The organism is Massilia endophytica, from assembly GCF_021165955.1.
GTDB lineage: Bacteria > Pseudomonadota > Gammaproteobacteria > Burkholderiales > Burkholderiaceae_D > Rugamonas > Rugamonas endophytica.
Genome location: NZ_CP088952.1, coordinates 3,800,053 through 3,813,933, shown reverse-complemented (window position 1 = coordinate 3,813,933; position 13,881 = coordinate 3,800,053). Strand labels below are relative to the sequence as shown.

Genomic DNA, 13,881 nt, shown 5'->3' with positions numbered 1-13,881 from the left:
TCTCCTTATCGTTTTTTATTCGCGGTCATGGCGGCGCGGATACGCTCGCCGAAAGGCTGCTGCTCCAGGGCCGCAATGGCTTCGGCCAGCGCCTCGGAAAGGGGATGGGACATGTCGGCGTCCAGCGAGTCGGCTGCGCCCTTGGTGGCGGCCCAGCAGCGCTGGAGCTTGGGCAGCATGGCCTTGCCGTGGGGGCTGAGGCTCACCAGCTTCTGGCGCGCGTCCAGCGTGCCGGGCGTGCTGACGACCAGGTCGGCCTTCAGCATGAGATTCACCGTCTGCGTGGCGGCGGGCTGGGTAATGCGGGCGCGTTCGGCGATCTGGCCGAGCGTCAGCGGCCTGCCCTCGGCGAGGGCGCGCATGACAGGGGTGTAGCGGGGGCGGTAGTCGAGTCCCGCCGCGTCGTAGGCTTCGCCCACGGCGCCGTCCAGCAGTTCGATCAGATGGCGCAATTGAGTGCCGAGTCCAGGTTTCATGGACCCCATGCTAGCACATAATTACATAAGCGCTTAACTAATTTTGAGGCGGAGGGCGGACCAGTCCTGGTCGATGGAGATCATGGCAACGGCGGTAAGGCCGATGCTCTCGGCATAGGCATTGATGCGGTCGCGGTGAAGGCCGGTGTGCAGTTTCGAGGTGCCCTTCACGTAGCACACCCACAGGGCGCCTTTCGGTTCCAGCCGCGTCTTCGCCTTCGGCAGCTCCCGTTCGAGCTCGGCCTCGCTGTCGGCAAAGAGCAGGATCAGGTCCGCCGCGCCCTTGGCGGCCAGCTTCTCCTGCGGCAGCTGCGCCACCAGCCCGGCATTCGCCGCCCCGGCATTGATGACGGCAATGGCCTTCGCCTTGGCCGCAAAGAGTTTGTCTGCGACAGTTTTTTCACTCAAGTGGGCACCTATTTCAGCAGGCCGGCGAGTTCGACGGCGGTTTTGACCTGCATCTTGTCGAAGATGTGGGCGCGGTGGACTTCGACGGTGCGCATGCTGATGCCCAGTTCGTCCGCCACCACCTTGTTCATCTTGCCCGCCAGGATCAGGTCGAGCACTTCGCGCTCGCGGGTCGAGAGCGTGGCCAGGCGCGCATGCACGGCGGCCGAGGCGGAAGCGTGCTTCGATTTCTCCAGGCCTTCCTGCACGCGGTCCATCAGCTCGTTGTCGTTGAAGGGCTTCTCGAAGAAGTCGAAGGCGCCGCGCTTCAGGGTATCCACAGCCATGGGCACATCCCCATGGCCGGTGAGGAAGATCACGGGCAGGCGCTGCGTCAGGCCGCGCGCCGCCAGCTGGTCGAAGACGGCCACGCCGTTCATGTCCGGCATGCGCACGTCGAGCAGAACGCAGTCGCCTTGCGGATCGAACTGGCCCGCCTCCACATAGGCCAGGAAATGCGCCGCGCGCTCGTAGCTGGTGGCGGCGATGGAGCGCGAGGAGGCCAGCCACGAGAGCGAGTCGCGCACCACTTCTTCATCGTCCACGATATGCAGCATGGTTTGTCTCCGTCTTATGCGTTGGCGCCGGATGCCGGCAGCGTGAATGTGAATATAGTACCGCCTTGCGGATTGTCGCGGTGCGTGAGTGTGCCGCCATGGAATTCGATGGCGGTGCGGCAGATGTTGAGCCCCATGCCCATGCCTTCGGCCTTGGTCGAGAAGAAGGGCGAGAACAGGCGCTCGGCCACTTCGGCCGGAATGCCGTGTCCCTGGTCGATGACGGAGACCGCCACCATGCCGGACGCCGCATCGCGCTCCGCCTCGACGCGCAGCACGCGCCGCGACGGCGGCAGGTTGGCCATGGCTTCGATGCCGTTGCGCGTGAGGTTGAGCAGCACCTGCTCGATCATCATGCGGTCGGCGCGCACCAGGGGCAGGGTAGGCGGAATGGCGGTCTGCAGGCTCACCTGGTGCTGGTGGGCCTGCAGCTCGATCAGGGCGCGTATGCTGTCCAGCATCGACGCCACGGCCACGTCCTGCCGCTCCGCCTCGCGCTTCTTCACGAATTCGTGCACGCTGCGGATGATCTGGCCCGCGCGGCGCGCCTGGGCGCCTGCCTGTTCCAGCGCGGGCTTGAGCATGCCCGCGTCCACGGACTGGCCGTTGCCGCCTGCCCGCGTCAGCACATTCAGGGCGCCCGTGGTGTAGCTGGAAATGGCGGCCAGGGGCTGGTTCAGTTCATGCGCGAGCATGGAGGCGATCTCGCCCATCGTCGCCAGGCGCGCGCTGGCCTGCAGCTTTTCCTGGTGCTCGCGGTTCAGTTCCTCGATGCGCTTGCGGTCCGAGATGTCGAGGATGGAACCCATCCAGCCCGTGTGGCGGCCTTCGTTGTCCACCAGCGGCGCCTCGAAGATCAGCACGGGAATACGCGTGCCGTCCGGGCGCTGGAAAATGGTTTCGAACTGCGGCGTCACCGTCCCGGCCAGCACATTGGCCAGGCGGTGCTGGTATTCGGCCATCACTTCCGGCGCCCAGTAGGGCATGGGCGGCGAGCGGCCCACCAGCTCTTCCTCGGGGTAGCCCACCATCTGGCAGAAGGCGGGATTGACGTAGGTGATGCGCCCTTCGAGGTCGCGCGCGCGCAGGCCGGTGACCAGGGAGTTCTCCATCGCCGTGCGGAAGGCCATCTGCTGGCGCAGGGCGTTTTCGGCGGCAAGGCGGCGCGAGATGTGGCCCCACAGGGCCAGCAGGCTCCAGAGCAGGCCGAGGGAGAGCGCGATCACGGAACCCACCAGGAGGTTGGGCAGCAGCTTCGGCTCGCTCTTCACGCTGTCCGTCATGAGGGTAATGGAGGCGCCGGGCAGGTCCAGCCCCCGCTTGTGGGTATACACGCCGTGGCCGGGACCGGCGGCGGTGCGCCGCGCCAGCACCTTGTCGTCGCGGTCGAGGAGGGTGATCTGGTTGTCCTGGGCGAACCACCACGGCACCATCTCTTCCAGGATGGTGCTCAGCTGATAGGTGGCGACCAGGCTGCCGATATAGTCCGCGCCGCGGAACAGGGGATAGTGGTAGTCCATGGTGACGGCCCCCGGCGCGCCCGCCGGATTGCGCGACTCGGCGTCCGGCTGGCTGTAGACGGGGTTGTGGCTGCGCACCGCGCGCTCGGCCGCCGCCAGCGATCCGGGCGAGAGGCCCGCCAGCACGGGCAGCACGGCGTCGCTGGAGGCGATCACCTTGCCTTCCGGCGTCACCCACATCAGCCGCTTCAGTTCGGGGCCGATCTTGAGCATGCTCTCCATGCGCACGTGCAGCTTCCGGTCCTGCAGCTGGCCGGACAGGATCTCGTTGGCCAGGCTGCGCACGTCTTCCTCATGCCGTCCCATCTGGAAGCGGATGGTCTGTTCCACCCACAGGGTATCGGCAATCAACTGCTCCTGGCGCTCGCTGCTTTCCATCTGGCGCGCCTGCCAGGGCAGCCAGATCAGGATGGCCAGGAAAAACAGCACCAGCACGATGGGCAGCAGCCAGCGCAGCGGGGCGGGGAAGCGCGGACGGGTAAGAAGGGGCTGCTTGGTCATTGGCTGAGGGTAACGAATCCGCCATCGGGAGGTATTGTGGTTTTCCACAGTTGTCCCGCAACATGGCTTTGTCCACAATGGTATGGCAAGAATAATAATCCATCTTTATTTTGGGGACACTCATGAAGCTGAAGACCATCCTGGTCGCGCTGAGCGCGGCCGCCTGCCTCACCACCAACGCCTTCGCCCAGGCGCCCATCGTCATCAAGTTCAGCCACGTTGTGGCGACGGACACGCCGAAAGGCCAGGCCGCCGAGCGCTTCAAGCAGCTGGCCGAGAAAGCCACCAACGGCCGCGTGAAGGTCGAGGTCTACCCGAACAGCCAGCTGTACAAGGACAAGGAAGAGCTGGAAGCCCTGCAGCTGGGCGCCGTCCAGATGCTGGCCCCGTCGCTGGCCAAGTTCGGTCCGCTGGGCGTGAAGGAGTTCGAAGTATTCGACCTGCCGTACGCCTTCCCGAACAAGACCGCGCTGTACAACGTGACCGAAGGCCCCATCGGCAAGGGCCTGCTGAAGAAACTGGAAAGCAAGGGCATCACCGGCCTGGCCTACTGGGACAACGGCTTCAAGATCATGTCGGCCAACAAGCCGCTGAAGCAGCCGGCCGACTTCAAGGGCCTGAAGATGCGCATCCAGTCCTCCAAGGTGCTGGACGCGCAGATGCGCGCCCTGGGCGCCAACCCGCAGGTGCTGGCCTTCTCCGAGGTCTACCAGGCGCTGCAGACCGGCGTGGTGGACGGCACCGAGAACCCGCCGTCGAACATGTACACCCAGAAAATGCACGAAGTGCAGAAGTACGCCACGGTGTCGAACCACGGCTACCTGGGCTATGCAGTCATCGTGAACAAGAAGTTCTGGGACGGCCTGCCGGCCGATATCCGCACCGCCCTGGAAGGCGCAATGCGTGAAGCCACCACCTACGAGAAGGCGATCGCCCAGCGCGACAACGACATGGCCCTGGACGCCATGAAGAAGGCCGGCAAGACTGAGTTCTACACCCTGAGCGCTCAAGACCAGGCCGCATGGCGCAAGGCCCTGCTGCCCGTGCACAAGCAGATGGAAAGCCGTATCGGCGCCGACCTGATCAACGCGATCAACAAGGAAGGCGCGAAGTAATTCGCCTCACCCACGGGACGGTGTTCTGCCGTCCCGTTTTAACATCCCCAACTCTTTCTCCTGAAAGAACATCATGAAATTCCTGGACCACCTGGAAGAGTGGCTCATTGCGACCCTCATGGGCGCAGCCACTCTCATCATCTTCATGGCGGTGGTGCACCGCTACCTGTCCGGCCTGCCCATTCCCTGGCTGCAGGACGAACTCATCCAGATCAACACGAGCTGGGCGCAGGAGCTGTGCATCTACATGTTCGTGTGGATGGCCAAGTTCGGCGCGGCCTATGGCGTGCGCACCGGCATCCACGTCGGGGTCGACGTGCTGATCAACCGCATGGACGACAAATGGCGCAACAAGTTCATCATCTTCGGCCTGCTGGCGGGCGCCCTGTTTACCGGCATTGTCGGCACCCTGGGCGCGAGCTTCGTGTGGGAAATCGCCCATACCGACCAGACCTCGGCCGACCTGGAAATGCCGATGTGGCTGGTGTACCTCGCCGTGCCGCTCGGTTCCTATCTGATGTGCTTCCGTTTCCTGCAGGTGATGGTGGCCTTTATCCGCACCGGCGAACTGCCGAAGCACGACCATTCCCACGTTGAAGGCCTGGACGAAGAGCTGGCTGCCGAAAAAGGAGCCAAAGCATGAACGCGCTGATTATCTTCGTCCTCCTGCTGGCGCTGATGCTGACCGGCATGCCGATCTCCATCTCGCTCGGCCTGACGGTGCTGACCTTCCTCTTCACCATGACCCAGGTGCCCATCGAGTCGGTGGCCCTGAAGCTGTTCACCGGCATCGAGAAGTTCGAGATCATGGCGATCCCCTTCTTCATTTTGGCGGGCAACCTGCTCACCCACGGCGGCGTGGCGCGGCGCATGATCAACTTCGCCAGCTCCTGCGTGGGCCACTGGCACGGCGGCCTGGCGCTGGCGGGCGTGCTCGCCTGCGCCCTGTTCGCGGCGGTGTCGGGCTCCAGCCCGGCCACCGTGGTGGCGATCGGCTCCATCATCCTGCCGGCCATGGTCAAGCAGGGCTATCCGAAGCGCTTCGGCGCGGGCGTCATCACCACCTCGGGCGCGCTGGGCATCCTGATCCCGCCGTCCATCGTGATGGTGATGTATTCGGTGACCACCAACACCTCCGTGGGCAAGCTCTTCATGGCAGGCGTGGTGCCGGGCATTATGCTGGCCTTCCTGCTGGGCCTGACCACCTGGGTGCTGGCGAAGAAGCACAACTACCCGCGCCTGCCGAAGGCCACCTGGGGCGAGCGCTTCACAGCCTTCCGCCGCAGCGCCTGGGGCCTGTTCCTGATCGTGATCGTGATGGGCGGCATCTATACCGGCATGTTTACGCCGACGGAAGCGGCGGCCATGGCGGCGGTCTACGCCTTCATCATCGCCGTCTTCGTCTACAAGGACCTGAAGCTCAAGCAGGTGGGCAAGGTGCTGCTGGATTCGGCGTCGATGTCGGCCATGCTGCTGTACATCATCACCAACGCCGTGCTGTTCTCCTTCCTCATGACGAGCGAGCAGATCCCGCAGGCCATGGCGACCTGGCTGACCGGCCAGGGCCTGGGCACCGTGACCTTCCTGCTGGTGGTGAACGTGCTGCTGCTGTTGGCGGGCAATGTGATGGAACCGTCCTCGATCGTGCTGATCATGGCGCCCATCCTGTTCCCGGTGGCCGTGGCGCTGGGCATCGACCCGATCCACTTCGGCATCCTGATCGTGGTGAACATGGAAGTGGGCATGTGCCACCCGCCGGTGGGCCTGAACCTGTATGTGGCCTCGGGCATCACGAAGATGGGCATTTCCGAGCTGACCGTGGCAGTGATGCCGTGGCTGCTCACCATGCTCGGCTTCCTGCTGCTGGTGACCTACGTACCACAAATTTCGCTGTGGCTGCCCAACTTGATTTACTCGTAAACTAAATTTTTACTTCCTTGAAAGAAACAGGAGAAAAACGGAAAAGGATCAGTTATGATTCATCCGCTCCTGATTGGTGCAACAAATAAGCTTATGCACCAAAGTAGCAAGGACACGGAATTTAGTGGGGAGTGCAAATAAGAAAACGGTAGCCATACCGCGGATAAATCGAGGAGACCCGCGGCCCAACGATGTTGTTGGCATCACCGTCCAGCGGCGGCCACAAGCTGCCGGGACGGGACCAAACGACCGGGGCCGCGCCAAGTAATAATTCAAAACGCACCGGACGGTGCGTTTTTTTTTGCCTGTGCGGGGGCGGTGGTGTAGCATCGTTGCCACAGGTATCAGGAGTGCAAGCGTGTCCAAAATACAACAGGCGCAAGATATTTTTTCCGCCATCGTCCATGCCCCCTTTGGCGCCGTGGGCGTGCGCACGGCAGGCGGGCTGGTGACGGAAATGTTCTATCTTCCCGCCAGCGCCGGCGAGAAGGCCCCCACCGACCCCGTCGCCGAGCGCGCCGCCGAGCAGGTGCTGCGCTACTGCGCGGATGCCGACTTCCCCTTCGACCTGCCGCTGGCCCGCGTCGGCAGCGAGTACCAGCGCAGGGTGTGGGACGAGCTCTGCAGCATTCCGCGCGGCCAGGTGCGCACCTATGGCGAGCTGGCGAAGCACCTGGGCTCCGTGGCGCGCGCCGTCGGCCAGGCCTGCCGGGCGAACGCCTTCCCGCTGGTGGTGCCCTGCCACCGTGTGACCGGCACCCAGGGCCTGGGCGGCTTCGCGGGCGACGACAACCAGACCGGCTTCACCCTCAGCGTCAAGCGCTGGCTGCTGGCGCACGAAGGACACCGCGAATACGCATGGCAGCAGGCAACCTTGCTCTGATCGACGAGTTCTGCGACAGCCTGTGGCTGGAGGACGGCCTGTCGAAGAACTCCCTGGACGCCTACCGGCGCGACATGCGCCTTTTCGCGCACTGGCTGGAGACCGTGCGGCCGGAGGTGGCGGACCTGCATGCGGTCAGCGCGGCCGACATCCATGCCTATTTCTCTGCGCGGCACCCGGAGAGCAAGCCCAGTTCCGCCAACCGCCGCCGCTCCGTGCTCAAGCGCTTCTACCAGCTGGCGCTGCGCCAGCGGCGCATCGCGGAAGATCCCTGCCTCAAGCTCATCTCCGCCAAGCAGCCCGCACGCTTCGTCCATACATTGAGCGAAGCGCAGGTGGAGGCGCTGCTCTCTGCTCCCGACGTACGCGAGCCGCTGGGCGTGCGCGACCGCACCATGCTGGAGCTGATGTACGCGAGCGGCTTGCGGGTGTCCGAGCTGGTGGCCCTGAAATCCCTGGAACTGAGCCTGAACGACGGGGTGCTGCGCATTACCGGCAAGGGCTCCAAGACCCGGCTCGTGCCCTTCGGCGCCCAGGCGCGGCACTGGATCGAGCGCTATGTGAAGGAGGCGCGCGGCGCCATCCTCAACGGCCAGCAGGACGATGCCCTCTTCATCACGGGCAGGGGCGGGCCGATGACGCGGCAGATGTTCTGGGTCATCGTCAAAAAATGCGCGGCCAGGGCGGGCATCGACGGGCCGCTCTCGCCCCACACCCTGCGCCACGCCTTCGCCACCCATTTATTGAACCATGGCGCCGACCTGCGCGTGGTGCAGCTCCTGCTTGGCCACGCCGATATTTCCACCACCCAGATCTATACGCACGTTGCGCGCGAGCGCCTGAAGCAGCTGCATGCGGTACATCATCCGCGCGGCTGAAAAAATCTGCGAAGCTGAAGCTCCGGCATAATGGTACGGAAAGGGGGCGCGATCATGGCAAAGACGAATTTCCAGTACGAAAAGCGCCAGCGCGAGCTGGAGAAGAAGCGCAAGGCGGAGGAGAAGGCCAGGCGCAAGCTGGAGGCCAAGCACCGGCCGGCCGGCGAACAGCAGGCCGACGAGGCGGGCTTCGAGACCCCGGAAGCGAGCCCCATGGAGGCGGACGGGGCCGTCTAGCGCGCGTCAAACAAACCCGGTTTAGCGCGGCAAGGCTTGCGCGAACTCAATCGGAACGCGGGCGCGGGCGGCAAGAATGGGGGCATGAACCCGTCCGATTACCATGTCGCCGAACTGCCCACCTACGCCGCGCGTGAAATGATCGGCCGCATGGTGGCGGCCATCGAATCGGCGCCGCTGGTCGCGGTCCACAGCGTCGACAGCGCAGGCGTGGTGCGCTTCTGCAACCGCAGCTGCGCCGAATTGTGCGGCCTCAGTCCCCAGGAGGCCATCGGCCTGCCCGTGCGGCAGCTGCTCTCCTATGGCGAACGCCAGGCCGAGTACGAGGCCGTGGTGGCCGAAGTCTGGCGCAGCGGGCGTCCCAGCCCCTCCGGCGACTGGCTGGTGCACACCTTGAGCGGCAGCGACGTCTGGCTCTATTCCACCCGCGTGCCCATTTTCCAGGATGGCGCCGTCAAGCAGATTTTCTGCATGGACGTCGACGTCACCGCCCGCAAGCGCGAGGAAAGCGCCCTGCTCGCGGCGGGCGCCAATTTCCGCCAGATGTTCCTGCGCTCGGGCGACGCCATTCTCCTGCTGCGCAATGGCCTGATCGAGGACGCCAACCCTTCGGCCCTGCGCCTGTTCAAGTGCCCCGAGGTCACGCGCCTGCAGGGCAGGGGGCTGGCCGATTTTTCGCCCCTGCAGCAGCCGGCCGGCGGCCTCTCCGCGCCCGCGCTGGCGCAGCTGGAAAAGCAGGCGCACGAGCAGGGCAACTGCCGCTTCGACTGGCGCTATCTCGATTGCGACGGCAACCTGTTCTGGGGCGAGGTGCTGCTGACGGCGATCACCCTGAACCACGAGCACCTGTTCTACGTGGTGGTGCGCGATATCTCCTCGCGCAAGAATGCCGAGCGCGCGCTGTATCTGGCGGCCCAGGTCTTCGAGAACAGCCGCGACGCCATCCTGCTCAGCGACCGGAACCGCCGCATCATCGCCATCAACCGCGCCTATACGGAGATCACGGGCTGCACGGCGGACGAAATGGTGGGCGAGCCCCTGAGCGTGTACCGCTCGGGCGGGGAGGACGAGTCCTTCTACCGCGAGATATGGAACCAGATCGACGCCACCGACCACTGGCAGGGCGAGATCTGGGCGCGCCGCCGCAGCGGCGAGCTGTTTCCCGCCTGGCTGGCGCTGACGGCGATCCGCGACAGCCACGACCGGATCAGCAACTATATGGGCATCCTGTCGGACATCACGGAGCGCAAGCGTTCGGAGGAGCACACCCGCCACCTCGCGGAACACGACTTCCTTACCGACCTGCCCAACCGCGTGCTGCTGCTGGACCGCCTGAGCCTCGCCCTCACTGCCGCCCGCCGCAACAGCACCATGCTGGCCATCCTTTTCCTGGACCTGGACCGCTTCAAGGAGATCAACGACACCCTCGGCCACCAGGTGGGCGACCTGCTGCTCAAGGAGGTGGCGGCCCGCCTGCTCAAATGCGTGCGCAAGGTGGACACCGTGAGCCGCCAGGGCGGGGACGAATTCGTGATCATCCTGGCCGACATCGGCGGCATCGACCATGCGGCCCACGTGGCCGAAACGGTGCGCCATGCCATCACCCAGCCCTATCATCTGGGCGAGCACGAGCTCAATATCTCCACCTCCATCGGCGTGGCGATCTACCCCAGCGACGGCGACGACATCGATACCCTCATCAAGAACGCCGATACCGCCATGTACCACGCCAAGCAGGGCGGGCGTAACAACTTCCAGTTCTTCAGCGGCGAAATGAACGAGCGCATCGTGGAGCGCACCAGCTTCGAGAACGGGCTGCGGCGCGCGCTGGAGGAGCAGCAGTTCGAGCTGGTGTTCCAGCCGGAGCTCGATATCCGCAGCGGGGCGCTGATCGGCGTGGAGGCCCTGATCCGCTGGCGCCACCCCGAACTGGGCCTGCTGCTGCCGGAGCGCTTCATCGCCATCGCGGAAGAGGCGGGCCTGATGCAGGGCATAGGGAGCTGGGTGCTGCGCCGCGCCTGCCGCCGCGCGCGGGGCTGGCACGATGCCGGGCATCCGCTGGTGGTGGCGGTGAACCTCTCGCTGGCGCAGTTCATGCACAAGGACCTGGCGCGCACGGTGCGCGAGGCGCTGTCGGAGTCAGGCCTGCAGCCGCACTACCTGGAGCTGGAGCTGACGGAAGGCCTGATCATGAAGGGCGGGCACACGGTGGCCGATACGCTGTCCGCACTGCGCGGCCTCGGCATCCGGCTTTCCATCGACGATTTCGGCACCGGCTATTCGCGCCTGGACCAGCTGAAGGACTACCCCATCGACAAGCTGAAGATCGCCCAGGCCTTCATGCGCAACGGCGGCGACGCCACGGCCATCCGCACCATCATCGCGATGGCGCGCAGCATGCACATGAAGGTGATTGCGGAAGGGGTGGAGACCGCCGAGCAGCTGGAGTTCCTGCGCCGCCACGACTGCGACCAGTACCAGGGCCACTACGCCGACCGCCAGGTGCAGGCCAGCGGCCTGTCACGCCTGCTCCACTAGCTGTAGAGGCGCAGGCGCACCAGCACCTGCCCGTGGTCGGAAGCTTCCGGCCTTTCCTGCTGCAGGTGGTCGTTGAAGTAGTTCACGTCCACCACCTCGCCGATGGCGCGCGGCGACTCCCGGTTGAATTCCTCCGATACCAGCACATGGTCGATGGTGGAGTAGTGGCCTTCGTGGATGCTGGTGTAGCCCACATTGCGCAGGCGGTCCTGCCGCAGCTGGATCTGGTGCGAGTCGTAAAGGCGGCCGCGCCGCTCCTCGCCTCCCTGCATATTGCCGTTGCCCAGGACGATGGTGGTGGTGACTGCATCGGCCGTGTCGTTGAAGTCCCCGAGCACGATGCAGGGACGGCGCGATTCGCGCATCATCTTGCTCAGCAAAACGCGCAGCGCTACAGCCTCGGTGCCGCGCCAGACCAGGGAACGCAGGCTGGCCATGGCGTACACCAGCGGGTCTTCGCCGTTGTCGCCGTTGCGGTAGTCGGGGCGGCGCGATTTCAGGTGCACCACCACCACATCCACCACGCGCCCTCCGGGCAGGGCCACCTGGGCGTGCAGGGGCGCGCGGGCGAAGCGGTCCGAGTCCGGGTTGCCCGAGTCGCAGGGCACGTCTTCCGGGAAATTGGCGTAGACCGCCGGTTCGGCCGCCAGCGGCAGGCGCGATACCAGGGCCACATTGGGCGTGAGGCGGTCCGCGTGGGGATCGGGATCGAAGCCCGCATGGGTCGCCTCGCGGTATTTGCGGGTGCGGGAGAGCACGTCCAGCAGCGCGGCCTGGGAAAAGATCTCCTGGAAGCCGATGACGTCCGCATCCAGCTCGTCGATCTGCTGCGCGGTCCAATTCGCCTTGGCCTCGTACTCCGCCTCGCTCAGGGGCAGCAGGTTGTCGTACAATTTCGCGCCCGCCGGGGCGAGGTTGCAGACATTGAAGGTGGCAAAGCGAATTTCTTGCTGCATAATGAGAAACTCCTTTATATACGATTAGCGTATCACGGCATGGCCAGGAAAGAGCACATTTCAGAAACGCCCGCGACGGCACTGCTGCGCAAGCACAAGGTGCCGTTCACCGAGCATCCTTACGAGTACGAAGAACATGGCGGCACCACCGTTTCCGCGCGCGAGCTCGGCGTGGACGAGCACCATGTGGTGAAGACCCTGGTCATGCAGGACGAAGCAGCCAAGCCGCTGATCGTGCTGATGCACGGCGACTGCAAGGTCTCGACCAAGAACCTGGCCCGCAATATCGGCTGCAAATCGGTGGAGCCTTGCAGGCCGGAAGTGGCGCAGCGCCACACCGGCTTCATGGTGGGTGGCACCTCGCCCTTCGGCACCAAGAAGGCGATGCCTGTCTATGTGGAGGAAAGCATTCTCGGGCTGGAAACCATTTATATCAATGGCGGGCGGCGCGGCTTCCTGGTCTCGATCCGCCCTCAGGTGCTGACCGAGGTGCTGGCCGCGAAGCCCGTGAACTGCGCGCTGGCGGAATAAAGAAAACTAACAAAGGAAACAAGGGGATATGAATACTGTACTGCTCGTCATTGCCGCCTATCTGATCGGCTCCATTTCCTTCGCCGTCGTGGTGAGCAAGGTCTACGGCCTGGCCGATCCGCGCACCTACGGCTCGGGGAACCCCGGCGCCACCAACGTGCTGCGCAGCGGCAACAAGGGCGCCGCCATCTGGACCCTGGTGGGCGACGCCTTCAAGGGCTGGCTGGCGGTGTGGCTGACCACCTACTTCCAGGAACGCCTGGGCGTGGACGACACCGCCATTGCCCTGGTGGCGCTGGCCGTGTTCGTCGGCCACCTCTGGCCCGTATTCTTCCGCTTCGTGGGCGGCAAGGGCGTGGCCACCGCGTTGGGCGTGCTGCTGGCGCTGAACGTCTGGCTTGGCGTGGCGACACTGGTGACCTGGCTGGTGGTAGCCTATGCCTTCCGCTATTCCTCGCTGGCGGCACTGATCGCGTCGGTGTTCGCGCCCTTCTACTACGGCCTGCTGTTCGGCGTGGAGCCCCAGCTGTTCGCCGTGCTCGTGATGAGCGGCCTGCTGATCTGGCGCCATGGCAAGAACATCGCCAACCTCATGGCCGGCAAGGAAAGCCGCATCGGCAGCAAGAGCGCCGCCGCCCGCAAAAAGTAAAGGACCTGCCATGGCCGCCCCTGTGCGTATCGACTTTGTTTCGGATGTAGTCTGCCCCTGGTGCGCCATCGGCCTGAAATCGCTGGAAACCGCGCTCAAGCGGCTGGAAGGGGAGGTGGAGGCCGAGCTCCACATCCAGCCTTTCGAACTCAATCCCGACATGGGGCCGGAGGGCGAGGACATCGCCGAGCACCTGGGCCGCAAATACGGCGCCGCGCCCGCCCAGCTGGCGCAGTCGCAGGAAATGATCCGGCAGCGCGGCGCCGCCCTCGGCTTCGAGTTCGCCATGGACAAGCGCAGCCGCATCTACAACACCTTCGACGCCCACCGGCTGCTGCACTGGGCCGAGCAGCAGGGCAGGCAGCGCGAGCTCAAGCACGCCCTGCTGGCCGCCTACTTCACCCGCGGCGAAAATCCCGGCTCCCACGAGGTGCTGCTGGCTGCCGCCGAATCCGCGGGGCTGGACCGGGAGGCGGCCGCCGATATCCTCAGCTCCGGCCGCTTCGCCCAGGAGGTCAGGGATGTGGAGCAGTTCTACCAGCGCAACGGCATTCATTCCGTGCCCGCCATCATCATCAACGAACGCCACCTGATCTCCGGCGGCCAGCCGCCGGAAGTGTTTGAGCAGGCCCTGCGGCAAATAGTGTCGGAAAAGTAAAACTCTTATCCTGGT

The 13,881-nt window shown here is 64.9% G+C and carries 15 protein-coding genes; 10 read left to right on the top strand and 5 right to left on the bottom strand.

Annotated elements, in window-relative coordinates:
* Positions 1-5: 5 nt before the first annotated feature.
* Genes LSQ66_RS17440 through LSQ66_RS17425 form a run of 4 tightly spaced genes read right to left on the bottom strand, consistent with a single transcriptional unit; the run spans position 6 to position 3,501 of the window.
* Positions 6-476: a MarR family winged helix-turn-helix transcriptional regulator gene (locus LSQ66_RS17440; protein WP_231766457.1), complete on the bottom strand. Its 471-nt coding sequence runs from the start codon at positions 474-476 to the stop codon at positions 6-8.
* A 33-nt stretch (positions 477-509) separates the two neighbouring features.
* On the bottom strand, positions 510-884 hold the full coding sequence (locus tag LSQ66_RS17435) for a DUF3052 family protein (protein ID WP_231766456.1): 375 nt from the start codon (positions 882-884) through the stop codon (positions 510-512).
* 8 nt (positions 885-892) lie between these two features.
* Positions 893-1,480 carry a response regulator transcription factor gene (locus LSQ66_RS17430; protein WP_231766455.1) on the bottom strand — a complete coding sequence of 196 codons (588 nt, stop codon included), beginning with the start codon at positions 1,478-1,480 and terminating at the stop codon, positions 893-895.
* A 14-nt stretch (positions 1,481-1,494) separates the two neighbouring features.
* Entirely contained in the window at positions 1,495-3,501 is a 2,007-nt protein-coding gene (locus LSQ66_RS17425) for a sensor histidine kinase (protein WP_231766454.1), read from the bottom strand.
* 122 nt (positions 3,502-3,623) lie between these two features.
* Here LSQ66_RS17425 and LSQ66_RS17420 point away from each other — a divergent pair, with 122 nt between their 5' ends.
* The 7 genes from LSQ66_RS17420 to LSQ66_RS17390 all read left to right on the top strand — a co-directional run bounded on the left by LSQ66_RS17420 (position 3,624) and on the right by LSQ66_RS17390 (position 11,072).
* Positions 3,624-4,616: a TRAP transporter substrate-binding protein gene (locus LSQ66_RS17420; protein ID WP_231766453.1), complete on the top strand. Its 993-nt coding sequence runs from the start codon at positions 3,624-3,626 to the stop codon at positions 4,614-4,616.
* A gap of 73 nt (positions 4,617-4,689) precedes the next feature.
* Positions 4,690-5,259: a TRAP transporter small permease gene (locus LSQ66_RS17415; protein ID WP_231766452.1), complete on the top strand. Its 570-nt coding sequence runs from the start codon at positions 4,690-4,692 to the stop codon at positions 5,257-5,259.
* On the top strand, positions 5,256-6,536 hold the full coding sequence (locus LSQ66_RS17410; RefSeq protein WP_231766451.1) for a TRAP transporter large permease: 1,281 nt from the start codon (positions 5,256-5,258) through the stop codon (positions 6,534-6,536). The genes LSQ66_RS17415 and LSQ66_RS17410 overlap by 4 nt, the downstream gene beginning before the upstream one ends.
* Positions 6,537-6,894: 358 nt before the next feature.
* Complete coding sequence (locus tag LSQ66_RS17405; protein ID WP_231766450.1) at positions 6,895-7,419, top strand: methylated-DNA--[protein]-cysteine S-methyltransferase; 525 nt, start codon at positions 6,895-6,897, stop codon at positions 7,417-7,419.
* A complete protein-coding gene (gene xerD / locus LSQ66_RS17400; protein ID WP_231766449.1) occupies positions 7,395-8,297 on the top strand; it encodes a site-specific tyrosine recombinase XerD in 903 nt (300 codons plus the stop codon). Before LSQ66_RS17405 ends, xerD begins: the two co-directional genes overlap by 25 nt.
* Before the next feature lie 54 nt (positions 8,298-8,351).
* Positions 8,352-8,534 (top strand): hypothetical protein, encoded by a 183-nt coding sequence (locus tag LSQ66_RS17395; RefSeq protein ID WP_231766448.1) that lies wholly within the window; start codon positions 8,352-8,354, stop codon positions 8,532-8,534.
* Positions 8,535-8,618: 84 nt separating this feature from the next.
* Positions 8,619-11,072, top strand: coding sequence for a sensor domain-containing protein (locus tag LSQ66_RS17390; RefSeq protein ID WP_231766447.1), 2,454 nt, complete (start codon positions 8,619-8,621; stop codon positions 11,070-11,072).
* On the opposite strand, the gene LSQ66_RS17385 is transcribed toward LSQ66_RS17390, so the two are convergent.
* Positions 11,069-12,028 carry an endonuclease/exonuclease/phosphatase family protein gene (locus tag LSQ66_RS17385; RefSeq protein WP_231766446.1) on the bottom strand — a complete coding sequence of 320 codons (960 nt, stop codon included), beginning with the start codon at positions 12,026-12,028 and terminating at the stop codon, positions 11,069-11,071. The two genes, LSQ66_RS17390 and LSQ66_RS17385, sit on opposite strands and share 4 nt — an antisense overlap.
* Before the next feature lie 39 nt (positions 12,029-12,067).
* Here LSQ66_RS17385 and ybaK point away from each other — a divergent pair, with 39 nt between their 5' ends.
* Genes ybaK through LSQ66_RS17370 form a run of 3 tightly spaced genes read left to right on the top strand, consistent with a single transcriptional unit; the run spans position 12,068 to position 13,866 of the window.
* Positions 12,068-12,559, top strand: a complete 492-nt coding sequence (gene ybaK, locus LSQ66_RS17380; protein ID WP_231766445.1) for a Cys-tRNA(Pro) deacylase — start codon at positions 12,068-12,070, stop codon at positions 12,557-12,559.
* A gap of 28 nt (positions 12,560-12,587) precedes the next feature.
* Positions 12,588-13,208: a glycerol-3-phosphate 1-O-acyltransferase PlsY gene (plsY, locus tag LSQ66_RS17375; protein ID WP_231766444.1), complete on the top strand. Its 621-nt coding sequence runs from the start codon at positions 12,588-12,590 to the stop codon at positions 13,206-13,208.
* Between the two features lie 10 nt (positions 13,209-13,218).
* Positions 13,219-13,866 carry a DsbA family oxidoreductase gene (locus tag LSQ66_RS17370; protein WP_231766443.1) on the top strand — a complete coding sequence of 216 codons (648 nt, stop codon included), beginning with the start codon at positions 13,219-13,221 and terminating at the stop codon, positions 13,864-13,866.
* Positions 13,867-13,881 lie beyond the last annotated feature (15 nt).

Bases quoted from the DNA above. Each gene is read 5' to 3' on its own strand.
- ybaK (WP_231766445.1), top strand. From the start codon at position 12,068: ATGGCCAGGAAAGAGCACATTTCAGAAACGCCCGCGACGGCACTGCTG.
- LSQ66_RS17390 (WP_231766447.1), top strand. From the start codon at position 8,619: ATGAACCCGTCCGATTACCATGTCGCCGAACTGCCCACCTACGCCGCG.
- xerD (WP_231766449.1), top strand. From the start codon at position 7,395: ATGGCAGCAGGCAACCTTGCTCTGATCGACGAGTTCTGCGACAGCCTG.
- LSQ66_RS17430 (WP_231766455.1), bottom strand. From the start codon at position 1,480: ATGCTGCATATCGTGGACGATGAAGAAGTGGTGCGCGACTCGCTCTCG.
- LSQ66_RS17420 (WP_231766453.1), top strand. From the start codon at position 3,624: ATGAAGCTGAAGACCATCCTGGTCGCGCTGAGCGCGGCCGCCTGCCTC.
- LSQ66_RS17440 (WP_231766457.1), bottom strand. From the start codon at position 476: ATGAAACCTGGACTCGGCACTCAATTGCGCCATCTGATCGAACTGCTG.
- LSQ66_RS17385 (WP_231766446.1), bottom strand. From the start codon at position 12,028: ATGCAGCAAGAAATTCGCTTTGCCACCTTCAATGTCTGCAACCTCGCC.
- plsY (WP_231766444.1), top strand. From the start codon at position 12,588: ATGAATACTGTACTGCTCGTCATTGCCGCCTATCTGATCGGCTCCATT.
- LSQ66_RS17425 (WP_231766454.1), bottom strand. From the start codon at position 3,501: ATGACCAAGCAGCCCCTTCTTACCCGTCCGCGCTTCCCCGCCCCGCTG.
- LSQ66_RS17415 (WP_231766452.1), top strand. From the start codon at position 4,690: ATGAAATTCCTGGACCACCTGGAAGAGTGGCTCATTGCGACCCTCATG.
- LSQ66_RS17395 (WP_231766448.1), top strand. From the start codon at position 8,352: ATGGCAAAGACGAATTTCCAGTACGAAAAGCGCCAGCGCGAGCTGGAG.
- LSQ66_RS17370 (WP_231766443.1), top strand. From the start codon at position 13,219: ATGGCCGCCCCTGTGCGTATCGACTTTGTTTCGGATGTAGTCTGCCCC.
- LSQ66_RS17410 (WP_231766451.1), top strand. From the start codon at position 5,256: ATGAACGCGCTGATTATCTTCGTCCTCCTGCTGGCGCTGATGCTGACC.